We start from the raw sequence: 22900 nt of genomic DNA, 5'->3' as shown, positions 1-22900 counted from the left end.
ACCGCGCCGACGGTCCGCACCCGGTTTCCACGGCCTGGCGTGGTGGGGATTCGGAGCCCACTGTGTGTGGCTTCAGCCGAACGATCGGGCGAGGAACTCGGCGAATGCCTTCGACTGATTCGAGTCCATGTACGCCTGGCGTCCGCGCATGGCCCGTTCCTCCAGCCACTCGACCCAGCCCGCGGTCCGCAGCTCGGCCACGACCACCTGGCCCCGGGTGAACGTCATACGCTCGCCGTCCGCGCGCACGTACCGGAGTGCTCCAGCTCGGCCCCCCCGGCCACCGGAAGAATCACGCTCACTGGCTGGCCGTCCATAGTGAACATCACGCGCTCGCCCGTCTCCTCGACCAGGGCGACCAGACGCCCGAAGTCCTCAATGCTGCCTTCCATTCAAAGCTGCTCTGCCTGGTGGCCGGCCCCCGGACATCAGGACAGTCCTCCCGCGTCGGAGGGGATGGGCCGCCGCTCGTACCGGAGCGCAACACCCGTGACAATCGCGCCGACCCCCTCCCACAGGCCCACCCCGAGGAGGCCGGACGGAGCACGGCCGCCAACCACCGCCAGGATGAAGACCGCGCAGGTCAGCAGGCGGAAGGGGACGGTCCAGCGGAAGAACGCCTTCCAGTCGGAGAGCGAGGCCAGCACGTAGTACACGCCCATGTTGAGCGCCGCCATGGAGGACGCGGTCAGGAAGACCACGGTGTGGTCCCCCTCCGCGCGCCCGGAGCCGCCCACAGGAGCGAAGCCCATGAGCGCGAGCAGGGCGCCCGGGGCGATCAGCCCTACCGCGCCCAAGGCGGCGGCGAAGACGCCGAATACAGCCATTGTCCAGCCGGACAGGGAGCGGGGCAGTAGCTGCACAAAGTCCTCCGCGGATCAGGGGAGTTGCGCGTGTGCGGGACGGCTGGAGTAGGCGCCCCAAGGCCTTACGACGACAACTGGCTGCTCATCGGCGGCACGGTGATACAACTTCTCAGGGCAGCTGTTCCCGTCATGATGGCTGGGCAACCCGTAGGTGTCGTCGTTCGGCCAGCTCCTCCGCGCTGACCATGGTCAGAACCGGGGCCCCCGGCGGCGTGAACATGGTCACCACCAGCTGCGACTGCGTGTCCGCACGGTTGTTGGCGCGCTGGTAGTGGATCACGTCGCCCCCGGGCTCGAAGAGGATCTCGCCCTGGGCACATAGCCGAAGAGCGGCCCGGGCTGCCGGTGCGGTGGCGCGCCGGGGTCACCGAGTACCAGGTTGCTGATCAGCACCGGACGCGTCCGTCTGCCTGCCGCCCCGCTCCTTGTCGCCCTTGAGACATGTCCCACCTGTGCCACGAGAAACCGGTGACACATCCTCCGGCAGCGGCGGATTTCTTTCCAGCACCTACGGCACCGACAGCCGCATGGACAGCAGGGAACTGCGACGCCAACGCGTCGCGTCCATCGTCGGAGGCTCCGGCGCGGCGTCCGGCGGCAGCCGCAAGGGTGTGGCTCCCGGCGCCGACCTGCTGATCGGCAAGGTGCTGGGCGACGACGGTTTCGGCACCCAGTCGCAGGTGATCGCCGGCATGGAGTGGTCCGTCGCGCGGGGCGCCAAGGTCGTCAACATGTCGCTCGGCTCCGAGACGGCCAGCGCCGGCACGGACCCGCTGAGCCAGACCCTGAACGAACTCTCCGCGTCCAGCGGCACGTTGTTCGTCGTCGCGGCGGGCAACTCGGGCCCCGGCCAGGGCACGATCGGTTCCCCCGGCGCCGCCGACGCGGCACTGACCGTAGGCGCGGTGGACCGGGACGACTCCCTCGCCGGGTTCTCCAGCCGCGGTCCCCGGGTCGGCGACGACACGGTCAAGCCCGACGTGACCGCACCCGGTGTGGGCATCGTGGCCGCTCGCGCCTCGGGCCCCACGATGGGGGAGGCGGTCGACGGCTCCTACGTCGCCGCTTCCGGCACTTCGATGGCGACCCCGCACGTGGCGGGAGCGGCCGCGCTGCTGGCACAGCAGCACCCGGACTGGACGGCGAGCAGGCTGAAGGACGCGCTCACCAGCACGGCACGCACCATCGGCGGGCAGAAGGTCACCGAACAGGGCGCAGGACGCATCGACCTCACCGCGGCCACGCGGACCCCGGTCACCGCCACCGGCACCCTGGCCCTCGGCACCTACGAGGCCGACGACAGCGGTACGTCCACCCGCACGGTGCGCTACACCAACCGCTCCGACGCTCCCGTCACCCTCGGGCTGCGCGCCGAGCTGGCGACCAGCAGTGGCCGCAAGGTCGACGACGGTGCCGTGAGCCCCGGTTCGGCGTCCCTCACTGTCCCGGCGGGCGGCACGGCCGAGCTGCCGCTCACCGTGGATCCCTCCCGTGCCGCGCAGGGTGACTACTACGGCTACCTGACGGCGTCCTCCGCGGATGGAATGGTCTCGGTTCACACGACGTTGAGCCTGGTCGTGCGTGGCCCCGTGCACAAGCTCAAGGTCGTGTCCTACGACCTCACCGGCGAGCGCGTCCACTCCCTTCCGACGATCTGGGGCCCCGACGGGTTCGTGGAGTACACCGACCGCGAGAACGCCGTCGCCGAGGTCGAGGAAGGCACGTACCAGATCGTCTCGGGCGGTGTGGAGCAGGAGAACGGCAAGGAGGTGCTGCGGCACATCGTGCTGCCGCAGGTGCGCGTCACCGAGGACACCACCGCCGTCGTCGACCCCCGGAAGACCACCAAGGTCGAGATCCGCACGCCCCGGCCCGCCGAACAGCGCGGCATCCTGAGCTTCCAGACGTACCGGGAGATCGACGGACACGGCTGGATCGACGGAACCATGTACTTCGACCTCGCCGAGGAGCTGTACGTCAGCCCCACCGCCCAGGTCACCGACGGCACCTTCGAGTTCGCCTCCCGCTGGCAGCTGGTCGCACCTCAGCTCGAAGCCGAGGTCGTCGGCGGTCCGCGGGATCTCGGCGCGTTCTACATGCCGCACTCGCCCCTCTTCGACCGGCGCGGTGAGCGGCTGACCGCGGTGGCCGCCGGCTCTGACCGAGCCGGACTTCCGCCGCGTCCGCGGCAAGCTCGCCGTCGTCACCGACGAAACGGGCGAGGGTGGGGCCGAGTTCATGGAGAAGGCGGCCGACCGTCCGGGTCGGAGCCGGCACGGGAGCCGCGCTGCTGAAGCGGATCGCCGAGCGCACCACCACGGTCACCATCAGCGGCACCGCACGGAGCCCGTACCTGTACGACGTCATGCAGGTGTCCGAGCAGCGCATCCCCGAACGCGTCATCCACACGGTGTCCGAGCGCAACAGCGCCGTCGTCCGCTCCGTGTACGCGGACAACGGCGGCGTGCCGTGGGCGGCGGAGCAGCGTTTCGCCCGCCGGCCCTACCAGGACTTCACCTGGCTTCAGTACACCCGGCGCGTGCCGACCGCCTTCGAACGGACCGAGTACGTCACCTCGGGCGACACCGAGTGGTATCAGGTGGTGCTCCACCAGACCGTGGGGGAGGGGGACATCGACAGGCCGCTGACTGTCGGCCTGCGAGAGGCGCCTCGTGCCTACCGGGCGGGCGAACAGGTCCGCCACACGTGGCAGGGCGCGGTCGTCCGCCCCTCGATCCCGCGCGGCGCGGAGCCCAGCACGCGCAACGGGAACATGCTGCGACTGCGGATACCCGAGTTCACCGACTCCGAGGCGGGTCACTGGTCGCGTCAGATCGTACTCGGCGACGGGATCGGCACGGGGGAGTGGACGTCGCTCGACACGGCGAACGCCGAGTTGTTCCGGGACGGCAAGACGGTCCTCGACCTGGCGGACGCGTGGCGGGACGTCGAAGTCCCCGCCGGCAACGCCGAATACCGGCTGCGCCTGGAGACGACCCGGGAGTCCGACGAGTGGGACCACGCCACCGCGACGGACACGTCCTGGTCGTTCCGCTCCGACTCGACGACGGAGGCGACGCGGCTGCCACTGCTCCAGGTCGACTACGACGTCCCGGTCGACGAGCGCAACGCCGTGGGCCCCGGCCGCACGTACTCGCTGGGCCTGAAGGCGCGCAACCAGATCGGCAAGGTGCTCGACCAGGGCGGCTCGGGCCAGGAGTCCCGGATCATCGCGGGCATGGAATGGGCCGCCCGGGACCAACAGGCCAAGATCGTCAGCATGAGCCTCGGGGGAGGCGGCGACGCCACCGACCCGATGAGCCAGGCGGTGGATCGACTCAGCGCCGAGACCGGTGCGCTGTTCGTCGTCGCGGCGGGCAACGGAGGCCCACGATCCGTCAGCAGCCCCGGTGCCGCGGACTCCGCGCTGACCGTCGGCGCCGTCGACTCCGCGGACCGGCTCGCCGACTTCTCCAGTCAGGGTCCGCGTGACGGCGACTTCGGGCTGAAGCCCGAGATCACCGCACCTGGCGTCGACATCCTCGCGGCCCGTTCCCGCTACCAGCGGGGCGGTCAGGGTCACTACACCACGATGAGCGGTACGTCGATGGCGACGCCGCACGTCGCCGGAACTGCCGCGCTGCTGGCCGCCGTCCACCCCGACTGGACCGGAGCGCAGTTGAAGCAGGCACTGGTCAGCAGTGCCAAGGCCACCCCGTCGTACAGCCCGTACGAGGCGGGCGCGGGACGGCTGGACGCCCCGGCCGCGGTGAACACCTCGGTCTTCGCGACCGCCAGCGCCTTCTCCGGCTTCAGCGCCTGGCCCCACGAGCCGGGAGAGACCGACGTCCGCAAGGTCGTGTACACCAACACCGGCGACGCCCCGGTCACCCTCGACCTGGCCGTCGACTCCGCTGCCCCGGCAGGGCTGTTCGCCCTGTCTGAGGACAAGGTCACCGTACCCGCGCACGGCACCACATCGGTCGAGCTGACCGCCGCCTTGGACCGGCTGCCGGACGACCGGCAGATAAGCGGATGGTCACGGGCAAGGACAGCAGTGGCAAGGTGCGGGCCCGAACCCTGATCGGCGCAGCCAAGGAGGGCCGACGACTCAACCTGTCCGTAGTCGCCAAGGACCGGTCGGGCAATCCGCTCGCCGGCCGCGTCGTCCTCGTCGCCGAGAACCTCTGGACGACGCTCGACCTCGACGAATCCGGCACCGGCTCCGCGCGGCTGCCCGTCGGCACCTACAGCGGATGGCTCATCGCCGACGTGCGCGGGGCCAACGGTCCGCACTCGCGGGCATGGCCGTGCTCGCCTTCAACGACGTCGAACTCGACGAGGACCGCACCGTTGCCCCTGGACGGCCGAAAGGCCCGTCAGATCCTCGCCCCCACGCCGAGACAGACCACCGCGGTCGCGCCGCGACTCGACATAACCAGGATGTTCTCCAACAGCGGGGCCGCGTCGTCCATGCTGCCCAATGCGACCTACGACAGCATCTGGGCACTGCCGACCGGCCGACAGGTCACGGAAGGCCGCTTCGAGTTCGGCGCCCGCTTCCGCCACGAGCAACCGGCGCTGACCATGGGCACGAAGGCGGGCACGTTCGAGGACCTGCTGGTCAAGCGCGCGGCCAAGCCGCTGCCGGCCGGCACCCACACCCTGAGGGCGGTCTTCGTGGACGAGGGCGCGGCCCGGGCCCTCGACCGGAAGCACCTACGCGGCAAGGCGGTGGTCGTCCAGGGCAGCGACACCTCGACGATCGCCGAGCAGGCGAGGGCCGCCGCCGAGGCCGGTGCCCAGTTGCTCGTGGTGGTCCGACGGCATTGGCCGTCTTCAGCCCTGGGACGAGACCCCGTGGGGACCGGAGAGCCCGGACCCGCTGACCGTGGCGACGCTCGACGCCGATCAGGGCGGCGGCCTGATCGACGCGCTGCGGCGGGGCTCCGTCGACCTGAAGGTCACCTCGCACCCCACCACCGACTACGCCTACGATGTCGTCCGCCACTGGGCTGGCGCCGTCCCGGCGGATCCGACCTGGCGGGTGGAGCCGCGCAACCTGAGCCGGGTGGACGTCTCGTTCCGCAACCACCGGCCCGGCACGGCGAACGAGTACCGCTACGACGTCTGGGACGGCTGGTCCGCCGGGAACCAGCTCACCGCTCCCGCCCAGGGAGAGCGGACCGACTGGGTCACCTCCGGGACCGCCTGGGTCGAAGACGCGTTCATCCCCACAGAGACCGGGCAGCACTCGCTCGACGTCCTTCGCTACCCGCACGGCAGGACACACTGAGGTCAGCTGGTTCGGGCCCATCCAGCGCCCCCGGATGGGCCCGGTCGGTTACCAGCCGGTGCGCCACCTCGACACGGTGTACATCCCCGCGCCCGGTTGGGGTGATTCCGGTGCCGGCCATGTCGGGGAAGCACACGGCAACTACGCCGTGGACAACTGGATGTCGCTCTACCAGGGCGACCGGCAACTCAACTGGGGCGACGCCGAGTTCCTGCGCGTTCCGGATCTCCCCGCGGAGCGCTTGCCCTACCGGCTGGACGTCGACAACGAGCGGGGTGAGTGGGCCCACCCATACTCGACGCACACCCTGACGGAGTGGCACTTCACCTCCGCGGCCACCGGAGCCGAGGCGTCCGAGTCCCTGCCGCTGATCCAGCTCGACTACGTCGTGGACACCGACACCGCGGGCCCGGCGGACCGGGGCGCCAAGCTGAAGGTGAACGCATCGCATCTGCCTGCGCGGCGGCCGCAATCGACGAGCTCCGCGTCGAGGTCTCCTACGACGACGGGACGACGTGGCACCGGTCCGACGTGGAGGACCACGGTGACGGATGGCGGACGAGGCTGAAGGCCCCGAAGAGCGCAGACTTCGTCAGCCTCCGGGTTACCGCCCGGGACAGCGCCGGCAACACGGTCTCGCAGACGATCACCCGGGCCTTCGGCCTGCGCTGACGTCACCGGACGTACGCACACGGGCGGGGCCGCACCCGACGGCCCCGCCCACCGGCAGGTCATTCAGGGAGCCGGGGCAGGGACTGTCTGGTGGGAAGGACGACAACTGCGGCCCTGACGCGGCATGTTCGGGGCCCGTGGGATGCCGAGGGATGGCCGCGGTATCGATGAGACCCTTGCGGCGACTGGGAACTGCTGCTTCTATCAGGTTAGGAAACTTTCCTATCCATTACCGCCGATGACCCGAGAAAACGGAGGTCCAGGTGAAACAGAGGCTCAAGCTGTTACGTCCGGCCGCGATGGCAGCCGCACTCGGCGGTGCCCTGCTTCTGACCACCGCCGTCCCGAATGGCCCCGCTCACGCAACCCCCGACCAGCGGTCTGCGACGGCCGGCCAGTCGGCCGCGGCAGACACACCGGTCGGCATCAACGGACAGCTCAAGGTCTGCGGCACCAAGCTCTGCAACAGCCGAGGGAACCCCATCCAGCTGCGCGGAATGAGCACCCACGGCACCCAGTGGTATCCGCACTGTCTGACCAGCGGTTCACTCGACGCCCTGGCCCAGGACTGGAAGGCCGACGTCCTGCGCGTCTCGACCTACGTGCAGGAGGGAGGGTACGAGACGAATCCCCAGCACTTCACCAACCTCGCCAACTCCCTGATCCAGCAGGCGACCGACCGCGGCATGTACGTGATCGTCGACTGGCACATGCTCACCCCCGGTGATCCGCACGCCAACCTGACCAAGGCCCAGCAGTTCTTCACCGACATCGCGCACCGCAACAAGGACAAGAACAACATCCTCTACGAGATCGCCAACGAGCCCAGCGGCGTGAGCTGGTCGCGGATCAAGAGCTACGCGGAACAGATCATCCCGACGATCCGGGCCATCGACTCCGACGCCCCGGTACTGGTCGGCACCCGTGCATGGTCCTCGTTCGGTGTCTCCGAGGGTGCCAACGAGTCCGAGGTCGTGAACAACCCCGTCAGGGCCTCCAACATCATGTACACCTTCCACTTCTACGCCGACTCGCACCGCGACGAGTACCTGGCGACCCTCTCCCGTGCCGCTGACGCGCTTCCCGTCTTCGTCACCGAGTTCGGCACCCAGAACTACGCCGGTGAAGGCGACAACGACTTCACCATGTCGCAGCGTTATCTCGACCTCATGGCGAGCAAGAAGATCAGCTGGGTGAACTGGAACTTCTCCGACGACCACCGCACCGGAGCTGTCTTCAAAACCGGGACCTGCGACAACCCCGGCTCCTGGGTCGGCACAGCACCTCTGAAGCTCGCCGGCGTGTGGATCCGGGACCGCATCAGAACTCCCGACACCTTCCCAGTCGGCTGACTCAGGCAGCGCCCGAGTCGGAGGCCGCCGCACAGGCCGCCGGCAGCGCGCCCGGTGGTCCGGCCACGCAACTGCCGGACCACCGGGCGCGACCGCCGCGTCCGCTCGTCCTGTCGGAAACTACGCCGTGTCGGCCGTTCCGCTCCGCCCTGCTGCCGGACGAAGCCTGATTGAGCGTGCCTCAGGCCGAAGCGCGAACTCGGTCAGGGATGGCCGCCACCTCAGCCGTAGCAGTCTGGAGCGGTGGCCGGTCTCCTGGGGGCGTCGTAGTCGACCCGGAGGCCACCGTGTCAAGGGCCGTCGGTGGCGCATGATGGAGGCGCCCGTCCCCTCAGAAGCGAGGTGCCGCGTGCCGATGAAGCGCAAGACCAGGATTCTCCTGGCGGGCCTGGCCTCCGTGGGCGGCGCCGTCGCCTGCGCGGGTCTGCTGCACAACCGCCGACCTGATCGCAGGGAACGCCTCCACGTCACGGTCTTCAGCGAGCCCGGCTACATGGGCCGCAACGAGAGGCTGACCTGGACCGGCGGCGAGCGCGAAGTCGTCCCGCTCACCCGGGTGCAGCTGCCCCGCATCGGCTCGATCAGGCTGGAGCGGTTCGTGTACCGATTCCAGCCCGAGGTGCGGCTACCGAACATGTACATCCTGTGGCACGCCCTCACCGAGCGCCCGGACCGCACGGACCCCGAGGACGGCCTGGCCGGCTTCATCGCCATGCACCAGCTCGCCGGCATGTTCTCAGTGGGCTATTGGGAAGCTGTCCGCGAGTCCGAGGCGCGGTCGGGAGTGCGGCTCTGGGCCGGGCGCCCCGGCTATCCGCTGCCCGCGCACGATAAGGCGGCTTCGGGCGAGGCGGCCGCTCCCGGCGCCCAGCCCTGGCACGACGTCCTGGCCAACACGCCCGACCTCGGCTCCTGGAGCAGCCGCACTCGCTATCTCGAACTCGGCTACCACCACGGGAGCCGCCCCCGCGGCTGATCGGCCGCCTGCCCGACCGAGTGCACAACGCCGTCCTGATGTTACCGTCCGATCATGCTTCGGGCGGAGGATTGATGGAGAGCATCACAAAGAACCGGCAGCCCGTTGAGGCGGATCCGGCTGCGATCCGGCGCGCAAGTCGTCCTCAAGATCGCGCCGCCGCCGGACGTCGAGGTCATGACCTACGAGCGCGGCGCCATGGCCACCGAACTGGCGGCGCTGCGGCTGATCCGGGAGCACACGAAGGTTCCAGTGCCGGTGGTCGACTTCGCCGATCAGAGCCATGAGGTGTGTGACGCCGACTACTTCTTCATGATGTATGTGGGCGCGGACAACCTCAACGTCATCAGGGACACCCTGGCCGAAACGGAGATCAACGCCTACGACGAGGCGCTCGGCGCGATCACCCGCGAGCTCAACACCATCCCCGGCAGCGCCTTCGGCCCGCTGGCCGGGCCGGGCGAAAGCACGTGGCGCGCGGCCTTCCTGCGGATGGTCGAGGAGCTGCTGGGCGACGGCGAGCGACGCGGCGTCGACCTGCGCCACGGCTACGACGTGATCCGCGAAGTCGTGGCCGCGCACGCCAGTTCGCTGGACGAGGTGACCGAGCCCCGGTTCGTCGAGTGGGACCTGTGGCCCGGCAACTGCATGGTGCGCGACGGCCAGATCGTGGCAATCCTCGACCACGAGCGGGCGTTCTACGGCGATCCGCTGATGGAGTTCGGCTTCACCGGGAGCGAGTCGAGCGCTTACGGGAACGCCACGTTTTTCATCCGCGGCTACGGCCACCGGCCGTTCACCACCGCCGAGCGGACCCGTCGGCGGCTGTACAACCTCCACCTCGCTCTGATCCAGATCATCGAGACGAACTTCCGGGCACACACCGACACCGAGCGGTACGACTGCGCGTGCGAACGACTGCGGGACACCGTGGCCCTGCTGGGCGAGTAAGCACACTGACGGTCTCCTCGATGCCGCGCGGCCTCCATCCGTTCCGAGTCCCCTTCATCCTGTCTGGCGGACCGCCATACAGCTAGACGCCGTTTCTTATGGTGGTTTGAACAGGTGGGGGTCCAGTGCTCGGTTCGTCATACGCGCGCGCTCTGGTCAGCGGGGCATGCGGCGCCCCAGGTCTCGTGCCTTCTCGCGCAGTCCCGCAATCCAGGCTTCGCCTTCTGCCGGGACGGACATCCCTGTGACGGCGGAAACCTGCACGTCTTCGAGCAGAGTGCCCGGGGTGGCTGCGAGCTGTGCCCAGTCCACCCTGATTCCGGCGCGCTCTGCGAGAACCAGCACTGTGGCAGTGAAGCCTTCGGAGAGCGCGAGCACTATGGCGTGGCTCGTTCTTCGGTGCTGTGCCAGCAGGGCGTTGACGAAAGTCTCGAAGGCGGCACGGTCGATCTGGCACTCGTCGTTCTCCATCGGCCCGATGCCCGATGGGAGTCCCAGTTCCGCCTCGAACACCGCTACTTGGCGCTGGAAAATACGGGAAGCGCCATTGGATGGGTTCCACACGGTCTCGTCGGCTATCTCGAAGTACTGGCTCATCGCGGCACCTTTCAGCTGATCAGGGCAGGTCAGCGTATCCAGCCGGATCGTCGCTGTCGTCGGTGTTACGTCCCTGGGCAGGCGCTCGGCGGCAGATGAGGGCTGTGGCTGTGCCGTCGAAGGCCAGAAAGGGCTCGGTGCGGGAACGGCGGGTCAGCCGGGTGAACGGTGCTGGACCAGCCCAAGGTCCGACAGTGGTGGCGTTGCGCAGACAGCCTGCCACCACCGTCGCGTCCCATGCCGCCGCGGCGATGGCGGATCCGTTGGGCGAGGGCAGAACGAGTCGGGGGTGAACGGGCCTGCCGTGCCGCAGTCAGGTGAGGGTGCCACCTCACCTGACTGCGGCGAGCTGAATCAGCAGGTGGCGTTCAAACCGGCCCAGTTGGCGCGGTCGTTGTAGCCGCCGTCGCCGGCGTCTCCTACCACCAGGTCGAGCACCCGGACGCCGGTCAGGTCGATGTCGACCTCGCGGACGTCGTCGCGGGTCAGTACACCGCTGTCGAACAGCACCCGGCCGTCACCGAGCACCTGGAAAGTCGAGGTGCCGCCCTCGGGGCCGACGTTGCGTACCGCATCGTCGATGCCGACGGTCGTGGCCAGCCGGGTGCACCGGTCGCCGAGGTAGTAGCGGACCGAGGAGGGCGAGGCGACCCCGATACCGGTCGGGTGGACCTGGCCGAGCATGCTGATCGGTGACCAGCCACCGACGCTCCGGTCGACCGTCGGGCTCATCCACCCACTGGTGGCGCTGATCCAATCGTGGTGTGACAGGACGACGTCGCCGTCCGGCGCCACCGGTGCCACAACCACCGCCGTGGCCGTCTCGTGCCGCAGCCGTCTCTTGCCGGGCACCTCGTAGGAGGTGGTGGCGGTCAGCGCGGCGTTGCCCGGCGCGGCGGTGGCCGGAAGAGTCATCGTGAAGGCCAAGGTCACGGAGCGGTTGGACTCCAGCAGCTTCGGCGCTTTGCCGAGAGGACGGGCTGTCCAGCCGACGGGCACCGCCAGCTCGACCCGCGGTGCGAAGACCGGCCGCGCACCGTCATTGCGGACGGTGACCTCGACCCGGGCCTGGTCGCCACCGGCGACCACCGGGGCGACCCCGGACGGCACCGTGTCGCCACCGACCTGCGTCACCTGCGGAAGACCGGCGACGACGTGCGGAAGACCGGGCTTGCCCGTCGCCGGGCGGACCCGGAACAGGGCCGCGCCGTGAGCCGGGACGGCGGCACTGATGGTGCCGGCGCTCTCGGTGACCTGGTCGGTCCAGGCGTTCTTCAGGGTGAACCGATCCCCGGACAGCCCGACCGACCGGGCAGTCGTGGTCAGCGTCGTCGGGCTGTCGCCCCGGTTCAGCAGCACCACGGCACGGTCACCGCCTGCCAGACGCTTCACCCAGGTTTCCGTCGTACCGGCGGGGCCGACGCGGACGGCCTGGATGCCGGCGGGGTCCTGGTTGATCGCGAGGACGTCGCGGTCCGCGAGGATGCCGAGCGAGGTCTGGCTGAGCTTACGGACGTCGCTGCCGATCACCAACGGCGCGGCTGCCACCGACCACAGCGTCATCTGGGTACGGAACTCCTCGTCGGTCATCCCCAGTTCAGGCCCGAGGTAGTCCGGGTCGTTGAAGTGCCCCGGCCCGGCGACATCGGGATGCCGCGCATTCGCGTCGTAGTTCCGCAGCACGTCCTTGAACTTGATCTCACCGACGAAACCCACATCCGTGTACGTCCGCCAGGACTGCGCGATCGCCGGAGCGTAGGTCCAGGAGTACGTCGACTGCTGCTCCTCCGGATAGTTGCCCCAGTCCGGGGAGGTCACCGGGTTGCAGAGGTTGAAGAGCATGGGGCGCCCGCTGGCGTTGTTCCGCAACGCCTGCGCGAACTCGGTGTAGACGGTCTTCGGGTCGAGGTCCGCGGCGATCCCGCAGAGGTAGTCCACCTTGACCGCGTCGAACTGCCAGGCGGCGAACTGGTCCGCGTCGCGCTGGTAGTAGCCGTGGCTGCCGAGTCCGCACTTGCCCGGGATGTACGGACCGGCGTCGGTGTAGATGCCGGCCTTCAGGCCCTTGGCGTGGATGTAGTCGACCAGCGGCTTCAGCCCGTTCGGGAACTGGTCCGGGTTGGGCACCAGGTCGCCGGCCGAGCTGCGCGGCGTCGGCGCCGCCCAATTGCCGTCGATCCAGACGTACTCGTAGCCGACGTCGCGCAGGCCGCTGCTGACCAGGAAGTCGGCTGTCGACTTGACCTCGGCCTCGGTCGGATCGCCACCCAGCGCGTAGTAGGTGTTCCAGCCCATGTACGGCGTCGGGCTCAGCACCTGCTGAGGGGCCGCCGTCGTGACGGCGACACTGCCGGACGCGGCGCCGGCGTGGGCGGGTCCGTTCACGACCAGCAAGCCGGCCAGGAGGGCCAGCAGGACGGTGAGATGTCGTTTCACATCAGATCCTTCGCTGTCCGATCAAGCGTGCCGACCCGTCCCGGTCGTGAGTCTCAGATGCCGCTCCATCGCTGAGGATGCGGTGATCGCTCTTCGGACCAGTCAACGCCCGCGCGCCTGCGGTGTTTTGGCCAGAACCTTGCAGGGGTTAGCGGCGCGCGTCAACATTAATTCGTAAATTACGAGTTACTGGCGAGGCAGGTCGACCGCAGCCGTCCTGTCATCCCCGTTCTGGAGCGGCGGTGCCGTTGGGAGAGCCCCGGCACCTCCTCGACGAACGTCCTGCGGGAACAACTCTTCCGGTCACAGAAGTACCGACGCACCCGCAGTCGTACCGTGGCCCGGCGCGAGCCCAACGGCTGGATGGTGGACTGGAAGGTGGAGGCCCGGCTGATGTGTCGTGTGTCCGGTACATGCAGTGGGTGTGTGGAGGTCACGCCCCGCGGAACCTCTTCCTGCGCCAGCCTCCCGCCTGCATCGCGTTTTCCGCACCGGTTTCCGTGCGGACCTGGCGGCGCTGCGCGAGGTGATCGGGCCGGAGCGGCTGCTGAGTGTGGATGCCATCCAGGCGTTCGGTGTGACACGGATGCCGTGGGATGCGGCCGATGTACTGGTTGTGGGCGGCCAGAAGTGGCTGCGGGCAGGCTGGTCGACGGGGTTCGCGGCCCTGTCCGACCGGGCGCTGGGCTGTCTTGAGCCGGTTCTGACCGGCTGGACGGGGTGGAGGAGGCGGGTCTCTTCGACGGAGGGGAACATCCGCCTGCCACGGACGCCGGGCGGTGGTCGATCACTCATCTCAGCCCGGTGGCTGCAGGAGCGTTCGCAGCCGCGCTTGATCTTGTGGAGCGGCACGGCGTCGCGGCGATCGAGACCGCGATCGAAGCCCGGGTCACCGAGCTCGTCGAGGTCGTGGAGCGGGCCGGCGGCCGGGTGCTGTCCCCGGCCGATCCGGCACGGCGGGCGGGCATCCTGTCCTTCGCGCTGCCGGATTACGATCCTCGGGTCGTCGGCGAGGCGTTGCAGGCCGAAGGGGTCACCGCGACGGTGCGCGGCGATTCGCTGAGGCTGTCCCCGCACGCTTCGACCCCGCCGGAGGTGTCCGGGCGTGTCGCCGCGGCGCTGGAGTCCCTGCGGGAGTGACCCGGTGCGGTCCGCTGGATGAGGCCGTCCCCTCTTTGGTGAGCTGGCCCGCAGCGAGCGAGCCGCACGGTTGGTGTGATAGCCCGGCTGGGCGATGACCTGCTGTACCCGCTCGCGGGTCATCGGTGTACGCGCTGGGGTGCGTTGGCGTTGAGCACGTTGAACACCTTTTGGAGGGAGACTCCGGCTGCCTCCGCGACGTCCGTGATCGTGGCGTGCCCTCCCGAGACAGGGCGTCAGCTCCCGGAGCTGAGTGTCACGCTCACTCCCTGGAGGGTCTCGGCCGAGCGGCAGCCGCGCTCGGGGGAGGGCGACGGCCCGCGTTGTGGTGCCCGGGGAGGGCTGCGAAGTGTTCGCGGTGAACGCCGAGCGGCGGGTCTTCCGCGGAGGGCCTTCCGGTGGCGGCAGCGAAGGTGCGCGTGGCGTAACCGGCGCGACGGTGGCGGGAGTTCGATCAGCTGACGCCTTCCGGCAGGGCTATGGTCCCGTGGTAGGGCCCCGTGGTCCGCTCGGTCACCTCCTGTTCGAACCGGATGTGCTGCCCCGCCGCTCACGGCGATCTCGCTCTCGGGGGCGGCGACTCCGGCTGCGTGCAACTGCCGCAGGGTCGGGTCGAGTTCGCGCAGGGCCTTCTGTACGACACTCTTGTCCCGTACGCCGGTCAGCGGGGTGGTCGTCTTGCGGACGCGCAGTTCCACTTGGCCATCCGGGCCGTCCTCCGGCGCGGTGACGGTGACCTCGTCGCCGTATCCCCGGAACGCGTCGAGCGCGGCGAGGGGGTCCTCCACCTTGTCCGCGAACTCCGCGTCGGTGAGGGGCCCGTGTTCCCAGCCGGCCGTGTCCTTCTTGACGTAGACCGTCCCGTCGACGACGTAGATCTCCTCAGGCTTGCTCACGCCCTTCCTGAGGGTGGTGCCGGTGGAGTGCAGCGCCCACTCCTCGCCCGTGGTCCGGTGCAGGGCGGCCGTGTAGGTCGCGGCGTTTTCCTGGCCCTGCAGGACCAGGCCCTCGCGGCCCTTCACTGCGAAGCTCCAACCCTTCTGCCCGGCCATCGCCTCCTCGGCGCGGGCGAGGAACTCGGCGGCGGTGCGGGGCTCGGGCTCGGCGGGGGTGGCCTGCGGGCTTTGGGCGGTGGGCTGTGCGGAGTCGACGGGCTTCCCCTCGTCCGCCGACTCCGCACAGCCGGTCAGCGCGGCGGCGAGGAGCAGCGCCGACGCGGCAATGGTCCGTCTCATGCTGCGGCCCTCCCGGCCCTGCCGTGAAGCGTCGGATGGAAGGTCTGGAGCGAATCTCCGGGTCCGCCGATGTCGAAGTGGTTGCGGACCTTGCCGAGCGGGTTCCGGACCCCGCCCGTCCGGCATCCGTACACCGGCCGGCCGAAGTAGGCACGCCGGCCGGCGTCGAAGTCCGCCCACATCGCACCCGCGCGGCGCACGAATACCTCCCCGACGTGGGCGAAGTCCACAACCCTCAGACTGGCAACGGAGTAGTCCAGCGGCAGCCTGTTGCGGGTGGTGACACGGGCGACGAACCCCGCGGCGCACGGCCGCCTGTCCTTGGCGCACGGGACACGCTCGTCTTCAGCTTCCGGCGCCCCCGACCGATCAAGCGGATGTCGCATCACCAACGTCACGGGTAACGGGCGTGTTCATTCGCACACAGCGACCCGGGCCGCTGGGCCGGGACCGCAGGGTTGGTGCCCGGTTTCCGCCCCGGCGGGCGGCGTCGGCACCGGGGCACCACATCTGCGTGACCTTCCGCACGTGTGAACGGTTACGCCGGTCATGCATGCCTCTACTTCGGGCAGACCGGCTGCCGTAGGCGCCGTCATGTCACTCCTCCTTGTTCTCGTCGCGGTCCTGAGCGGACCCCTGGCCACTGCCGGCAGTCACGCGTCGCCCGCGGCGGATCCCGACACGATCCGGGAATGGAACACGATCGCCACCGACACGATCGGCACCAACCTCGGCGCTACTCGCCCCTCGGGCCAGGTGGTTATCTGGCACGGCTTCGTCTCGGCTGCCGTCTACAACGCGGTGGTGGGCATCCGGGGCGACTACGCCCCCTACAAGTGGCGGGTGCGCGGTCCGTCCACGGCGTCGCCCGAGGCGGCCGCCGTGGCCGCGGCCCACCGGGTGCTGGTCACCTATTTCCCCGCCTCCCAGGCGCCGCTTGATGCCGCCTACGCCGAATCCCTGGCCAGGATTCCCGAGGGCAGCGCCAAGACGCAGGGCGTCGCCTTCGGGGAGCGGGCCGCGGCACATCTCATCGAGCTGCGTGAAGGCGACGGCCGGGATGCACGGGTGCGGTTCACGGCCCCGCCCGCGCCCGGCGTCTGGCGGCCCACCCCACCCGGCCACCAGACCTTCATCGATCCCTGGCTGGGCAGGCTGCGCCCGATGCTGCTCACTTCCCCGGCCCAGTTCCGTCCTGGGGTCCCGCCCGCACTGTCCTCGCCCCGCTATGCCCGGGACGTGAACGAGGTGAGGGCCATGGGCGCGAGGACCGGCTCGTCCCGCACCGCGTTGCAGACCGAGACCGCCCTGTTCTTCGGGGGCAATCTGGCGGTGCAGATCCAGGCCGCGCTGCGGGACTACACGGCTCGGCACCGCCTGGGCATCGCTGAGACGGCACGGCTGTTCGCCGCGGCGAACACCTCGGCCACCGACGCCGTCGTCGCCGCCTGGGACGCCAAACTCCACTACGGACGCTGGCGGCCGATCACCGCCATCCAGCTGGCCGAAACCGACGGCAACCCCGCGACCCCGGCTGACCCGCAGTGGCAGCCGCTGCTCGTCACGCCACCGCACCCCGACTACCTCAGCGGCCACGCCGCCGTCACCGGCGCCGTGACTCAGACCCTGAGCGGACTGCTCGGCACCAGGCGCCTGGACCTCACCTTCTTCTCCGAGGCCACCGGCACCACACGCCACTACGCATACGCCGACCGGCTCAACGATGACATGATCAACGCCCGCGTCTGGGCCGGGATCCACTTCCGCTCCGCGGATGTGGCCGGGTGTCAGGCCGGCAGCCGTATCGGCGTCTGGGCCGTCGCCCACTACTTCCACCCGCTGCGTTCTTCGCACACCCAGGCCGCGCCGGCGGCACGGCCCGTGTGCCCGAAGAACGGTACGCGCTGATGGCCTGACACCCCCCCCGTGCCGGGCCCGCCGTGTGCCGGTCGATCGGCGACTGTGCGCTTTTGCGGTTCTCCTCCGTCCGGCCCGCAGTGGTCTGCTCCGATCACGGGTGGCGATCGCCGGTACCTCAGGCGAAGGCCGGCTCGTTCAGCAGGACGCCTTCGAGCAACAGCGTCTGCCATCCGGTTCAAGCAGCAGTCGGCCCGGAGTTTCGGTGCGGGGGTTCCGGAGGGCCCGGCCTCTGCGAGCCCGGCCGTCCGGGGGATCGAGGCTGCCGGGCTCGCCCGTCTGAGCGAACCCGGTCGGCCGGGCGCGCCATCCTCGCCGGGTGTGCGGACACAAAGAACTCAGATCTGGTTCAGGCCCCCGTCGACGTACAGGCTCGAACCGGTGATGAAGCTGCTCTGCTCGGAGGCGAGGAAGGCCACGGCGGCGGCGATCTCCTCCGGGCGCCCGAGCCGGCCCAGCGGCACCTGGGTCGCCAGTTGCTGCCTGAGGCCGGTGGCCTGCTCCGGGTCAGGGGCGAGTCCCGACAGGCCAGGGGTGTCGGTCGGGCCGGGCGTGATGGTGTTGACCCGGATACCGCGTCCCTTGAGTTCGTTGGCCCAGGTCCGGGCGAATGATCGGGTGGCGGCCTTGGTTGCTGCGTACACGCCGAACGCCTCCGCGCCGACATCCACGTTGGTGGAGCCGTTCAAGATCACCGAGGCGCCGTCGTTGAGCAGGGGCAGCGCCTTCTGGACGGTGAACAGCGTGCCTCGGGCGTTGATACCGAAGAGGGTGTCGAAGTGCTCTTCGGTGACCTGCTCAAGCGTCATGAACTCGGCGACGGAGGCGTTCGCGAACAGTACGTCGAGGCCCCGTCCCCGGCTGCGGATCGTCTCGTAGAGGCGGTCCAGGTCGGCCAGGTTCGAGATGTCGCCGATCACCGCGGTGGCCGCTGAACCGATTACTTTGACGGCCGCGTCGAGTTCGGTCATGCGTCGGCCGGTGATGAATACGTGTGCGCCCTCGGCCGCCAGCCGTACGGCACTGGCCAGGCCGATTCCGCTGCCGCCGCCGGTGACGAGAGCGGTCTTGCCCTCAAGCAGTCCCATGTGGATAACCTCCTCCGACTTCCGCACCGATCGATGCAGAAGTCGAACGGTAGCACTTCTGTATCGATCGATGCGGAAGAGGTAGGCTGCGGGGGTGGGAACCAAACAGAGCGGCCCGATCGGCCGTCCGCGAGGATTCGACGCCGACGAAGCTCTTGAGCGCGCCATGCTGGTTTTCTGGGAGCACGGCTATGAGGGGGCCAGCCTGGCCGGCCTGACCGAGGCGATGGGCATCTCCACCACCAGCATGTACGCGGCCTTCGGCAACAAGGAGGAACTGTTCCGCAAGGCCCTGGAGCGCTACACCGAAGGCCCCGGCGGATACCTGACCCGGGCCCTTGAGGAGCCGACCGCCCTCGGTGTCGCCACCGCGATCCTGGCCGGCACGGTCCGAACCACCACCCGCCCGACACGTCCCCACGGGTGCCTGGGCGTCCAGGGCGCCCTGGCCACAAGCGACCCGGGGCGTGGCGTCCGTGACCTTCTCGCCGCATGGCGCAACAACGGCTGCTCCTGCGTGCGAGAGCGGTTCCAGCGAGCCGTCGACGAAGGCGAACTGCCTCCCGAGACCGATCCGGGGCTACTGGCCCGCTACGTCACGACCTTGGCATTCGGCATCGCCGTGCAGGCCGTGAGCGGTGTCGCCCGCGATGAACTCCAGGAGATGGCCGACGCCGCCCTGCGCAACTGGCCGCTCACCTGAGAACCACCCGGCATTCGCAGGCATCACAGTCTCCGGTTGTGAAGGCAGCGTTTTGCGGGAGACCGCGTACGCCCTGCCGTCCGACCCGACGTGAGTGACTCCCCGTCAGGTCTGTGTGGTTGACCCCGCTGCGGTTTCGGCAGTGGACGGTGACGGTGCTCGTCATGCAGGCCGACGCATAATTCTGGGGCCCGCTGGTGTTCGGCGGGACCGACGACTTGACGTCGACGCGATGACCGCCGCCTTCGGCACCGCCGACGTGACGGCAAGAAGCCGGGCAGCGGGCCCGGCATGCCCGGACCGTGGTCGACCCGGTCCGGCGTTTCATCTGCTGCGGGGCGGACTGCCCGCGTCGTACGTTCGCCGAGCCGTTCCGTCGGGGCTCGCACTCGCCGGACGGACCGGCGCCCGGCCGGCGGGCCAACTGGGCCTGCGTGCAGAGCGGATGACCTTGCTGCGCCGGGTCATGGCACTGCCGGACCCGCAGCCCAGCATCTCACCAGCACTCAGTACCGTCCGCCCCCCGCGCAGACCACATGCTCGCTGCGGCGCGGCGCCCATCGGAGCGCGCCCTCGGTATCGACCACGAAGGTGAACGGCTCGGCCAACTCTTCGACGCTGCGGGCGACTGGGTGATACCCCACAGCCCTGAAGGCGCCGTCCTGGCCGTGCCAGCCGTTGTCGCCATGTTCCGGGGGCGTACGTTTGATCACGGGCGAGCTGGACGCCGGCACCCATCAGGGGCCGCCCGCGAACCCCGGAGTGTGGCGGGACAACTACACCATCGGGGACGTCGACGTGCTGTCACGTCCGGCGATGTCCCGGAAGGCCGGCATGCCGAGGTCGACGGACCGGCCTCGGCGTGTCTGGTCGGCCCCCGATTTGGGTGCCCTGATCGTGATGGCCGGTTCCTACGGCATCGAGACCCTCGGGCACCTTCACGCCGACCACGCCGGGTAATGGCCATCTTCTGCGCGGACACCCTGCAGACGGGGTCGGCGCCGCCTCGCCCCAACTGGTCCGGTAGGCACGCTGCGACGTGGCCTGTCCGCCGCCGACCCGGTGAGCCTGTGCGCCAATGACGTCATGGCGGGTTCCGATCTCAGTTGGGCGACCGACTGACACCACGCAGAGCCGCCCGTCTCCGCGGCCCCAACCGGGCAGCTCCTTCAACGCTTATGAGCCTGAACCGAGTTCGCCTCGACCACCCGGGGCCGGGGCGAACCCGACGGCCAATACTCCGTCGCCGCCGTGCTGACCGCAGCCCCGAACAATGCGCGGACCCCGACGGCCGATGCCCGCCGGGGTCCCCGCTTTGTCTGGCTGTACTGCCCTTCAGGGTCAGTTCTTGACCGGCCACTCCAGCGGGTCGGCGGTGAAGCCCTGGCTCAGTTCGACGGCGGCGGCCTTCTGGCCCTCGGAGATCAGGAAGACCTTGCAGATCTTCTCCGACTGTCCCGCGCTCAGCTGCTTCTCGGTGTCCGGCGCCGGGCAGTTCGGCCACTTGGCCTGGCCCATGAGGACGATGACGGCCTGCGTACGCTCGCCCTTGTCCGTCTTGAGGATCAGGTCGTCGTCCATGTCGCCGACTGTCATGGCCTTGCCGCTGGTGTGGGTGAGGGTGGCCGACACGTACACGGGAACCTTGGAGCTGTCGCTCTCATCCAGCTGCAGTCCGGACTTGTCCAGGTCGGCCTTCGTTCCGGTCTCCACCTTCGTGGGCGTCACCGTGAACGTGCTGCCCTTGTACTTCTGCATGGTGGATTCCTGCGGCGGGCTGGCCTCGCCCAGGCGGTAGGTCGACTTGCTGTCCGAGGCTTTGTCCCCGGCCGCCCGGGCCTCGGAGCCGTTCTTGTCCTTCCCTGTCCCAGAGTCGCCGCAACCGCTCAGTGCCACATCTGCGTATTCCCCACTTTCCCCGTTGATCGTTCCCCTGGCCTGTCGGGCAGCGCGGCCCGCCACAGCCAGGAATCTTTCCGGCGCCCCATCCTGCCAGAGCCGAACCGTTTGCTCGGTTGCGGGGGTTACTCACCGCCGGAACGGGTGAAGACTACGAACCAGGACAGTTCAAGGAGTTGTCCCGCGCGTGGTGAGGTGACACCGATGTGCAGGACAGGGCGTGGGTACTGGACCGGAGAACCGGGGTGCCACGCTCAGCGTCCGCGTCGGCTTCAGCCGTAGACGGCCTTCGCCCAGCCCTGGGCGACCGTCTCCCTCGCCCTGTCCAGTTGCTCGTCCGTCGGGAACTGGGGTGTTCCCTCGACCGTCGGCAGTCGCGCGGCGGCCGCCTCGTCGAGGGTGCCGTCCTTCTTCATGGCGTCCATGAGCACCGGGCGGGCGAAGCCGACGAGCCGGAGGTTCTGGCCCTCCGCGCTGAAGAGGTACTCCTGCCACAGGCGGGCAGCTGCCGGGTGCGGGGCGTTCTTGTTGATCGCCAGCGCGTAGTACTGGGCGAAATGGCCGTCGAAGGGGATCGCGACCTGCCAGTTCACGCCCTTGCTGCGGAGCTGGTCGGCGTAGCCGAGGTTGACGTAGTCCCAGTTGATGCTGATGGGCGTACGCCCGTCCTCGACCGCTGCCGCGCTGGGCTCGGCGGCGTTGAGGTTACCGCTCGCCTTGAGCTCGGCGAAGAAGTCGATACCGGGCCGGATGTCGTCGAACGACCCGTTGTTCGCCAGCGCGGCCGCGTAGACGCTGGCGAAGGCGGTACCCGAGCGGGTCGGGTCGCCCTCGATCGCGACTTTGCCCCGGTAGTCGGAGCGCAGCAAATCGGCGAAGGTCTTGGGACAGGGCTTGATGCGGTTGGCGTCGCAGCCGATCGAGATGTATCCGCCGTAGTTGTTGTACCAGCGGGCTCGCGGGTCCTTCTGATTGTCGGGAATCGAGCCGTACGCGGCGACCTCGTACGGAGCCAGTAGGTTCTGCCTTGCTGCGGCCCGCCCGAACGTATCGCCCATGTCGAGCACGTCGGGTGCATTCGGCCGGTTCCCCCGCTTCTTCACGGCGTCGATCTCGTCCTCGCTGTGGCCCTCCGGAATGTCGACCGTGACCTTGATCCCGTACTTCTTCTCGAAGCCGTCGATCAGGCCGCCGTAATTGGCCCAGGCACGCGGAATCGCGATCGCGTTGAGCCTGCCCTCCCGTTTCGCTGCGGCGGTCAGCGTGCTCATGCCGCCCGCGTTCTCGGCCGAGGTCGCCACCGCCGGCTTCTGGGGCGTGGCAATCGGTGCGTCCCCACAGGCGCTCAGGCCCACAAGGGCGAGGCAGCCGCAGACGGCCGCAGCTCGGGCACGGCGTGTGGTCACGACGACTCCGAAGGTGGGGTGTGGAACCGAGGGTTATCACCGAGGACGTTTGGTTGGTGCGGGGCGGATTGGGTCACTGGAGTGGTCGACGGTGCCGTCGTACTGTGCTTCGGCGCGAGCCGCCGCCGGCGTCGTGCCAGGGCTGCGCCGCGTCGTCGTGGACTTCCGGAAGCTGTCGACGCCCGCGGTCCGACCGCCGCCGGCAGCACCACGGGGGTCCGAAGTGGCGGGCCCTCGGCTGTGCCTTCCGTACTCCTTGGGTCTATTACGTCGGTGAAGCGGCAGTCGAGGCCAGAGTACCCGGCCGCCTCGACGGCAGAATCCCGCCTGAGGAAGCCTGCGAGCAGCGCCTTTCCACGGTAGAGC

General features: G+C 69.4%; 22 protein-coding genes. 11 read left to right on the top strand and 11 right to left on the bottom strand.

The window, feature by feature from the left end; genetic code table 11:
• Window positions 1–72 precede the first annotated feature (72 nt).
• The 4 genes from SSP24_RS44370 to SSP24_RS44360 form a co-directional block, all read right to left on the bottom strand.
• A complete protein-coding gene (locus SSP24_RS44370) occupies window positions 73–228 on the bottom strand; it encodes a hypothetical protein (protein ID WP_229866135.1) in 156 nt (51 codons plus the stop codon).
• Complete coding sequence (locus SSP24_RS44365; protein ID WP_229866137.1) at window positions 225–392, bottom strand: hypothetical protein; 168 nt, start codon at window positions 390–392, stop codon at window positions 225–227. The genes SSP24_RS44370 and SSP24_RS44365 overlap by 4 nt, the downstream gene beginning before the upstream one ends.
• Window positions 393–428: 36 nt before the next feature.
• Window positions 429–827: a hypothetical protein gene (locus SSP24_RS28165; RefSeq protein ID WP_174864731.1), complete on the bottom strand. Its 399-nt coding sequence runs from the start codon at window positions 825–827 to the stop codon at window positions 429–431.
• A gap of 166 nt (window positions 828–993) precedes the next feature.
• Window positions 994–1146: a hypothetical protein gene (locus SSP24_RS44360; RefSeq protein WP_167529732.1), complete on the bottom strand. Its 153-nt coding sequence runs from the start codon at window positions 1144–1146 to the stop codon at window positions 994–996.
• Between the two features lie 247 nt (window positions 1147–1393).
• On the opposite strand from SSP24_RS44360, the gene SSP24_RS45640 reads away from it, so the two are divergent.
• The 7 genes from SSP24_RS45640 to SSP24_RS28135 all read left to right on the top strand — a co-directional run bounded on the left by SSP24_RS45640 (window position 1394) and on the right by SSP24_RS28135 (window position 10113).
• On the top strand, window positions 1394–3160 hold the full coding sequence (locus SSP24_RS45640) for a S8 family serine peptidase (protein WP_229866139.1): 1767 nt from the start codon (window positions 1394–1396) through the stop codon (window positions 3158–3160).
• Window positions 3091–4950, top strand: coding sequence for a S8 family serine peptidase (locus SSP24_RS45635; protein ID WP_229866142.1), 1860 nt, complete (start codon window positions 3091–3093; stop codon window positions 4948–4950). The genes SSP24_RS45640 and SSP24_RS45635 overlap by 70 nt, the downstream gene beginning before the upstream one ends.
• A gap of 807 nt (window positions 4951–5757) precedes the next feature.
• Entirely contained in the window at window positions 5758–6162 is a 405-nt protein-coding gene (locus SSP24_RS28155; protein ID WP_141312517.1) for a hypothetical protein, read from the top strand.
• A 34-nt stretch (window positions 6163–6196) separates the two neighbouring features.
• Complete coding sequence (locus SSP24_RS28150) at window positions 6197–6730, top strand: hypothetical protein (protein ID WP_141312516.1); 534 nt, start codon at window positions 6197–6199, stop codon at window positions 6728–6730.
• 403 nt (window positions 6731–7133) lie between these two features.
• On the top strand, window positions 7134–8186 hold the full coding sequence (locus SSP24_RS28145; RefSeq protein WP_141312551.1) for a glycoside hydrolase family 5 protein: 1053 nt from the start codon (window positions 7134–7136) through the stop codon (window positions 8184–8186).
• Window positions 8187–8541: 355 nt separating this feature from the next.
• On the top strand, window positions 8542–9162 hold the full coding sequence (locus SSP24_RS28140) for a hypothetical protein (RefSeq protein ID WP_141312515.1): 621 nt from the start codon (window positions 8542–8544) through the stop codon (window positions 9160–9162).
• A gap of 105 nt (window positions 9163–9267) precedes the next feature.
• Window positions 9268–10113 (top strand): phosphotransferase family protein, encoded by an 846-nt coding sequence (locus SSP24_RS28135; RefSeq protein ID WP_229866144.1) that lies wholly within the window; start codon window positions 9268–9270, stop codon window positions 10111–10113.
• A 156-nt stretch (window positions 10114–10269) separates the two neighbouring features.
• Here SSP24_RS28135 and SSP24_RS28130 read toward each other — a convergent pair whose 3' ends face one another.
• A complete protein-coding gene (locus SSP24_RS28130; RefSeq protein WP_141312514.1) occupies window positions 10270–10710 on the bottom strand; it encodes a DUF6086 family protein in 441 nt (146 codons plus the stop codon).
• Window positions 10711–11064: 354 nt separating this feature from the next.
• Window positions 11065–13146: an NPCBM/NEW2 domain-containing protein gene (locus tag SSP24_RS28125; protein ID WP_141312513.1), complete on the bottom strand. Its 2082-nt coding sequence runs from the start codon at window positions 13144–13146 to the stop codon at window positions 11065–11067.
• 804 nt (window positions 13147–13950) lie between these two features.
• Here SSP24_RS28125 and SSP24_RS44345 point away from each other — a divergent pair.
• The gene (locus SSP24_RS44345) at window positions 13951–14286 is read left to right on the top strand and encodes an aminotransferase class V-fold PLP-dependent enzyme (RefSeq protein WP_229866150.1); all 336 of its coding nucleotides are present in this window, start codon (window positions 13951–13953) and stop codon (window positions 14284–14286) included.
• Window positions 14287–14522: 236 nt separating this feature from the next.
• Here SSP24_RS44345 and SSP24_RS28110 read toward each other — a convergent pair whose 3' ends face one another.
• Window positions 14523–15521 (bottom strand): hypothetical protein, encoded by a 999-nt coding sequence (locus SSP24_RS28110; RefSeq protein WP_141312512.1) that lies wholly within the window; start codon window positions 15519–15521, stop codon window positions 14523–14525.
• Window positions 15518–15751, bottom strand: coding sequence for a hypothetical protein (locus SSP24_RS45145; RefSeq protein WP_308794536.1), 234 nt, complete (start codon window positions 15749–15751; stop codon window positions 15518–15520). Before SSP24_RS45145 ends, SSP24_RS28110 begins: the two co-directional genes overlap by 4 nt.
• Before the next feature lie 364 nt (window positions 15752–16115).
• Here SSP24_RS45145 and SSP24_RS28100 point away from each other — a divergent pair, with 364 nt between their 5' ends.
• On the top strand, window positions 16116–17429 hold the full coding sequence (locus tag SSP24_RS28100; protein WP_229866151.1) for a vanadium-dependent haloperoxidase: 1314 nt from the start codon (window positions 16116–16118) through the stop codon (window positions 17427–17429).
• Between the two features lie 347 nt (window positions 17430–17776).
• On the opposite strand, the gene SSP24_RS28095 is transcribed toward SSP24_RS28100, so the two are convergent.
• Window positions 17777–18526, bottom strand: a complete 750-nt coding sequence (locus SSP24_RS28095) for an SDR family oxidoreductase (protein ID WP_141312509.1) — start codon at window positions 18524–18526, stop codon at window positions 17777–17779.
• A gap of 94 nt (window positions 18527–18620) precedes the next feature.
• Between SSP24_RS28095 and SSP24_RS28090 the strand changes: the two genes are divergently transcribed.
• Both SSP24_RS28090 and SSP24_RS28080 read left to right on the top strand, forming a co-directional pair.
• A complete protein-coding gene (locus tag SSP24_RS28090) occupies window positions 18621–19229 on the top strand; it encodes a TetR/AcrR family transcriptional regulator (RefSeq protein ID WP_141312508.1) in 609 nt (202 codons plus the stop codon).
• A 705-nt stretch (window positions 19230–19934) separates the two neighbouring features.
• Complete coding sequence (locus SSP24_RS28080; protein ID WP_141312507.1) at window positions 19935–20189, top strand: hypothetical protein; 255 nt, start codon at window positions 19935–19937, stop codon at window positions 20187–20189.
• Between the two features lie 381 nt (window positions 20190–20570).
• Here SSP24_RS28080 and SSP24_RS28075 read toward each other — a convergent pair whose 3' ends face one another.
• Complete coding sequence (locus tag SSP24_RS28075) at window positions 20571–21125, bottom strand: hypothetical protein (protein ID WP_229866152.1); 555 nt, start codon at window positions 21123–21125, stop codon at window positions 20571–20573.
• Between the two features lie 275 nt (window positions 21126–21400).
• On the bottom strand, window positions 21401–22534 hold the full coding sequence (locus tag SSP24_RS28070) for an ABC transporter substrate-binding protein (RefSeq protein ID WP_141312506.1): 1134 nt from the start codon (window positions 22532–22534) through the stop codon (window positions 21401–21403).
• Window positions 22535–22900: the final 366 nt, after the last annotated feature.

It is taken from the genome of Streptomyces spinoverrucosus (assembly GCF_006539505.1).
Classification (GTDB): domain Bacteria; phylum Actinomycetota; class Actinomycetes; order Streptomycetales; family Streptomycetaceae; genus Streptomyces; species Streptomyces spinoverrucosus.
The sequence above is the reverse complement of the archived record's forward strand: the minus strand, read 5'-3'. Positions and strand labels throughout refer to the sequence as shown.

Coding starts and splice junctions, on each gene's coding strand:
- SSP24_RS44370 (WP_229866135.1), bottom strand. CDS start 228: ATGACGTTCACCCGGGGCCAGGTGGTCGTGGCCGAGCTGCGGACCGCG.
- SSP24_RS44365 (WP_229866137.1), bottom strand. CDS start 392: ATGGAAGGCAGCATTGAGGACTTCGGGCGTCTGGTCGCCCTGGTCGAG.
- SSP24_RS28165 (WP_174864731.1), bottom strand. CDS start 827: ATGGCTGTATTCGGCGTCTTCGCCGCCGCCTTGGGCGCGGTAGGGCTG.
- SSP24_RS45640 (WP_229866139.1), top strand. CDS start 1,394: ATGGACAGCAGGGAACTGCGACGCCAACGCGTCGCGTCCATCGTCGGA.
- SSP24_RS28150 (WP_141312516.1), top strand. CDS start 6,197: ATGGGCCCGGTCGGTTACCAGCCGGTGCGCCACCTCGACACGGTGTAC.
- SSP24_RS28145 (WP_141312551.1), top strand. CDS start 7,134: ATGGCAGCCGCACTCGGCGGTGCCCTGCTTCTGACCACCGCCGTCCCG.
- SSP24_RS28140 (WP_141312515.1), top strand. CDS start 8,542: ATGAAGCGCAAGACCAGGATTCTCCTGGCGGGCCTGGCCTCCGTGGGC.
- SSP24_RS28130 (WP_141312514.1), bottom strand. CDS start 10,710: ATGAGCCAGTACTTCGAGATAGCCGACGAGACCGTGTGGAACCCATCC.
- SSP24_RS28110 (WP_141312512.1), bottom strand. CDS start 15,521: ATGAGACGGACCATTGCCGCGTCGGCGCTGCTCCTCGCCGCCGCGCTG.
- SSP24_RS28100 (WP_229866151.1), top strand. CDS start 16,116: ATGTCACTCCTCCTTGTTCTCGTCGCGGTCCTGAGCGGACCCCTGGCC.
- SSP24_RS28095 (WP_141312509.1), bottom strand. CDS start 18,526: ATGGGACTGCTTGAGGGCAAGACCGCTCTCGTCACCGGCGGCGGCAGC.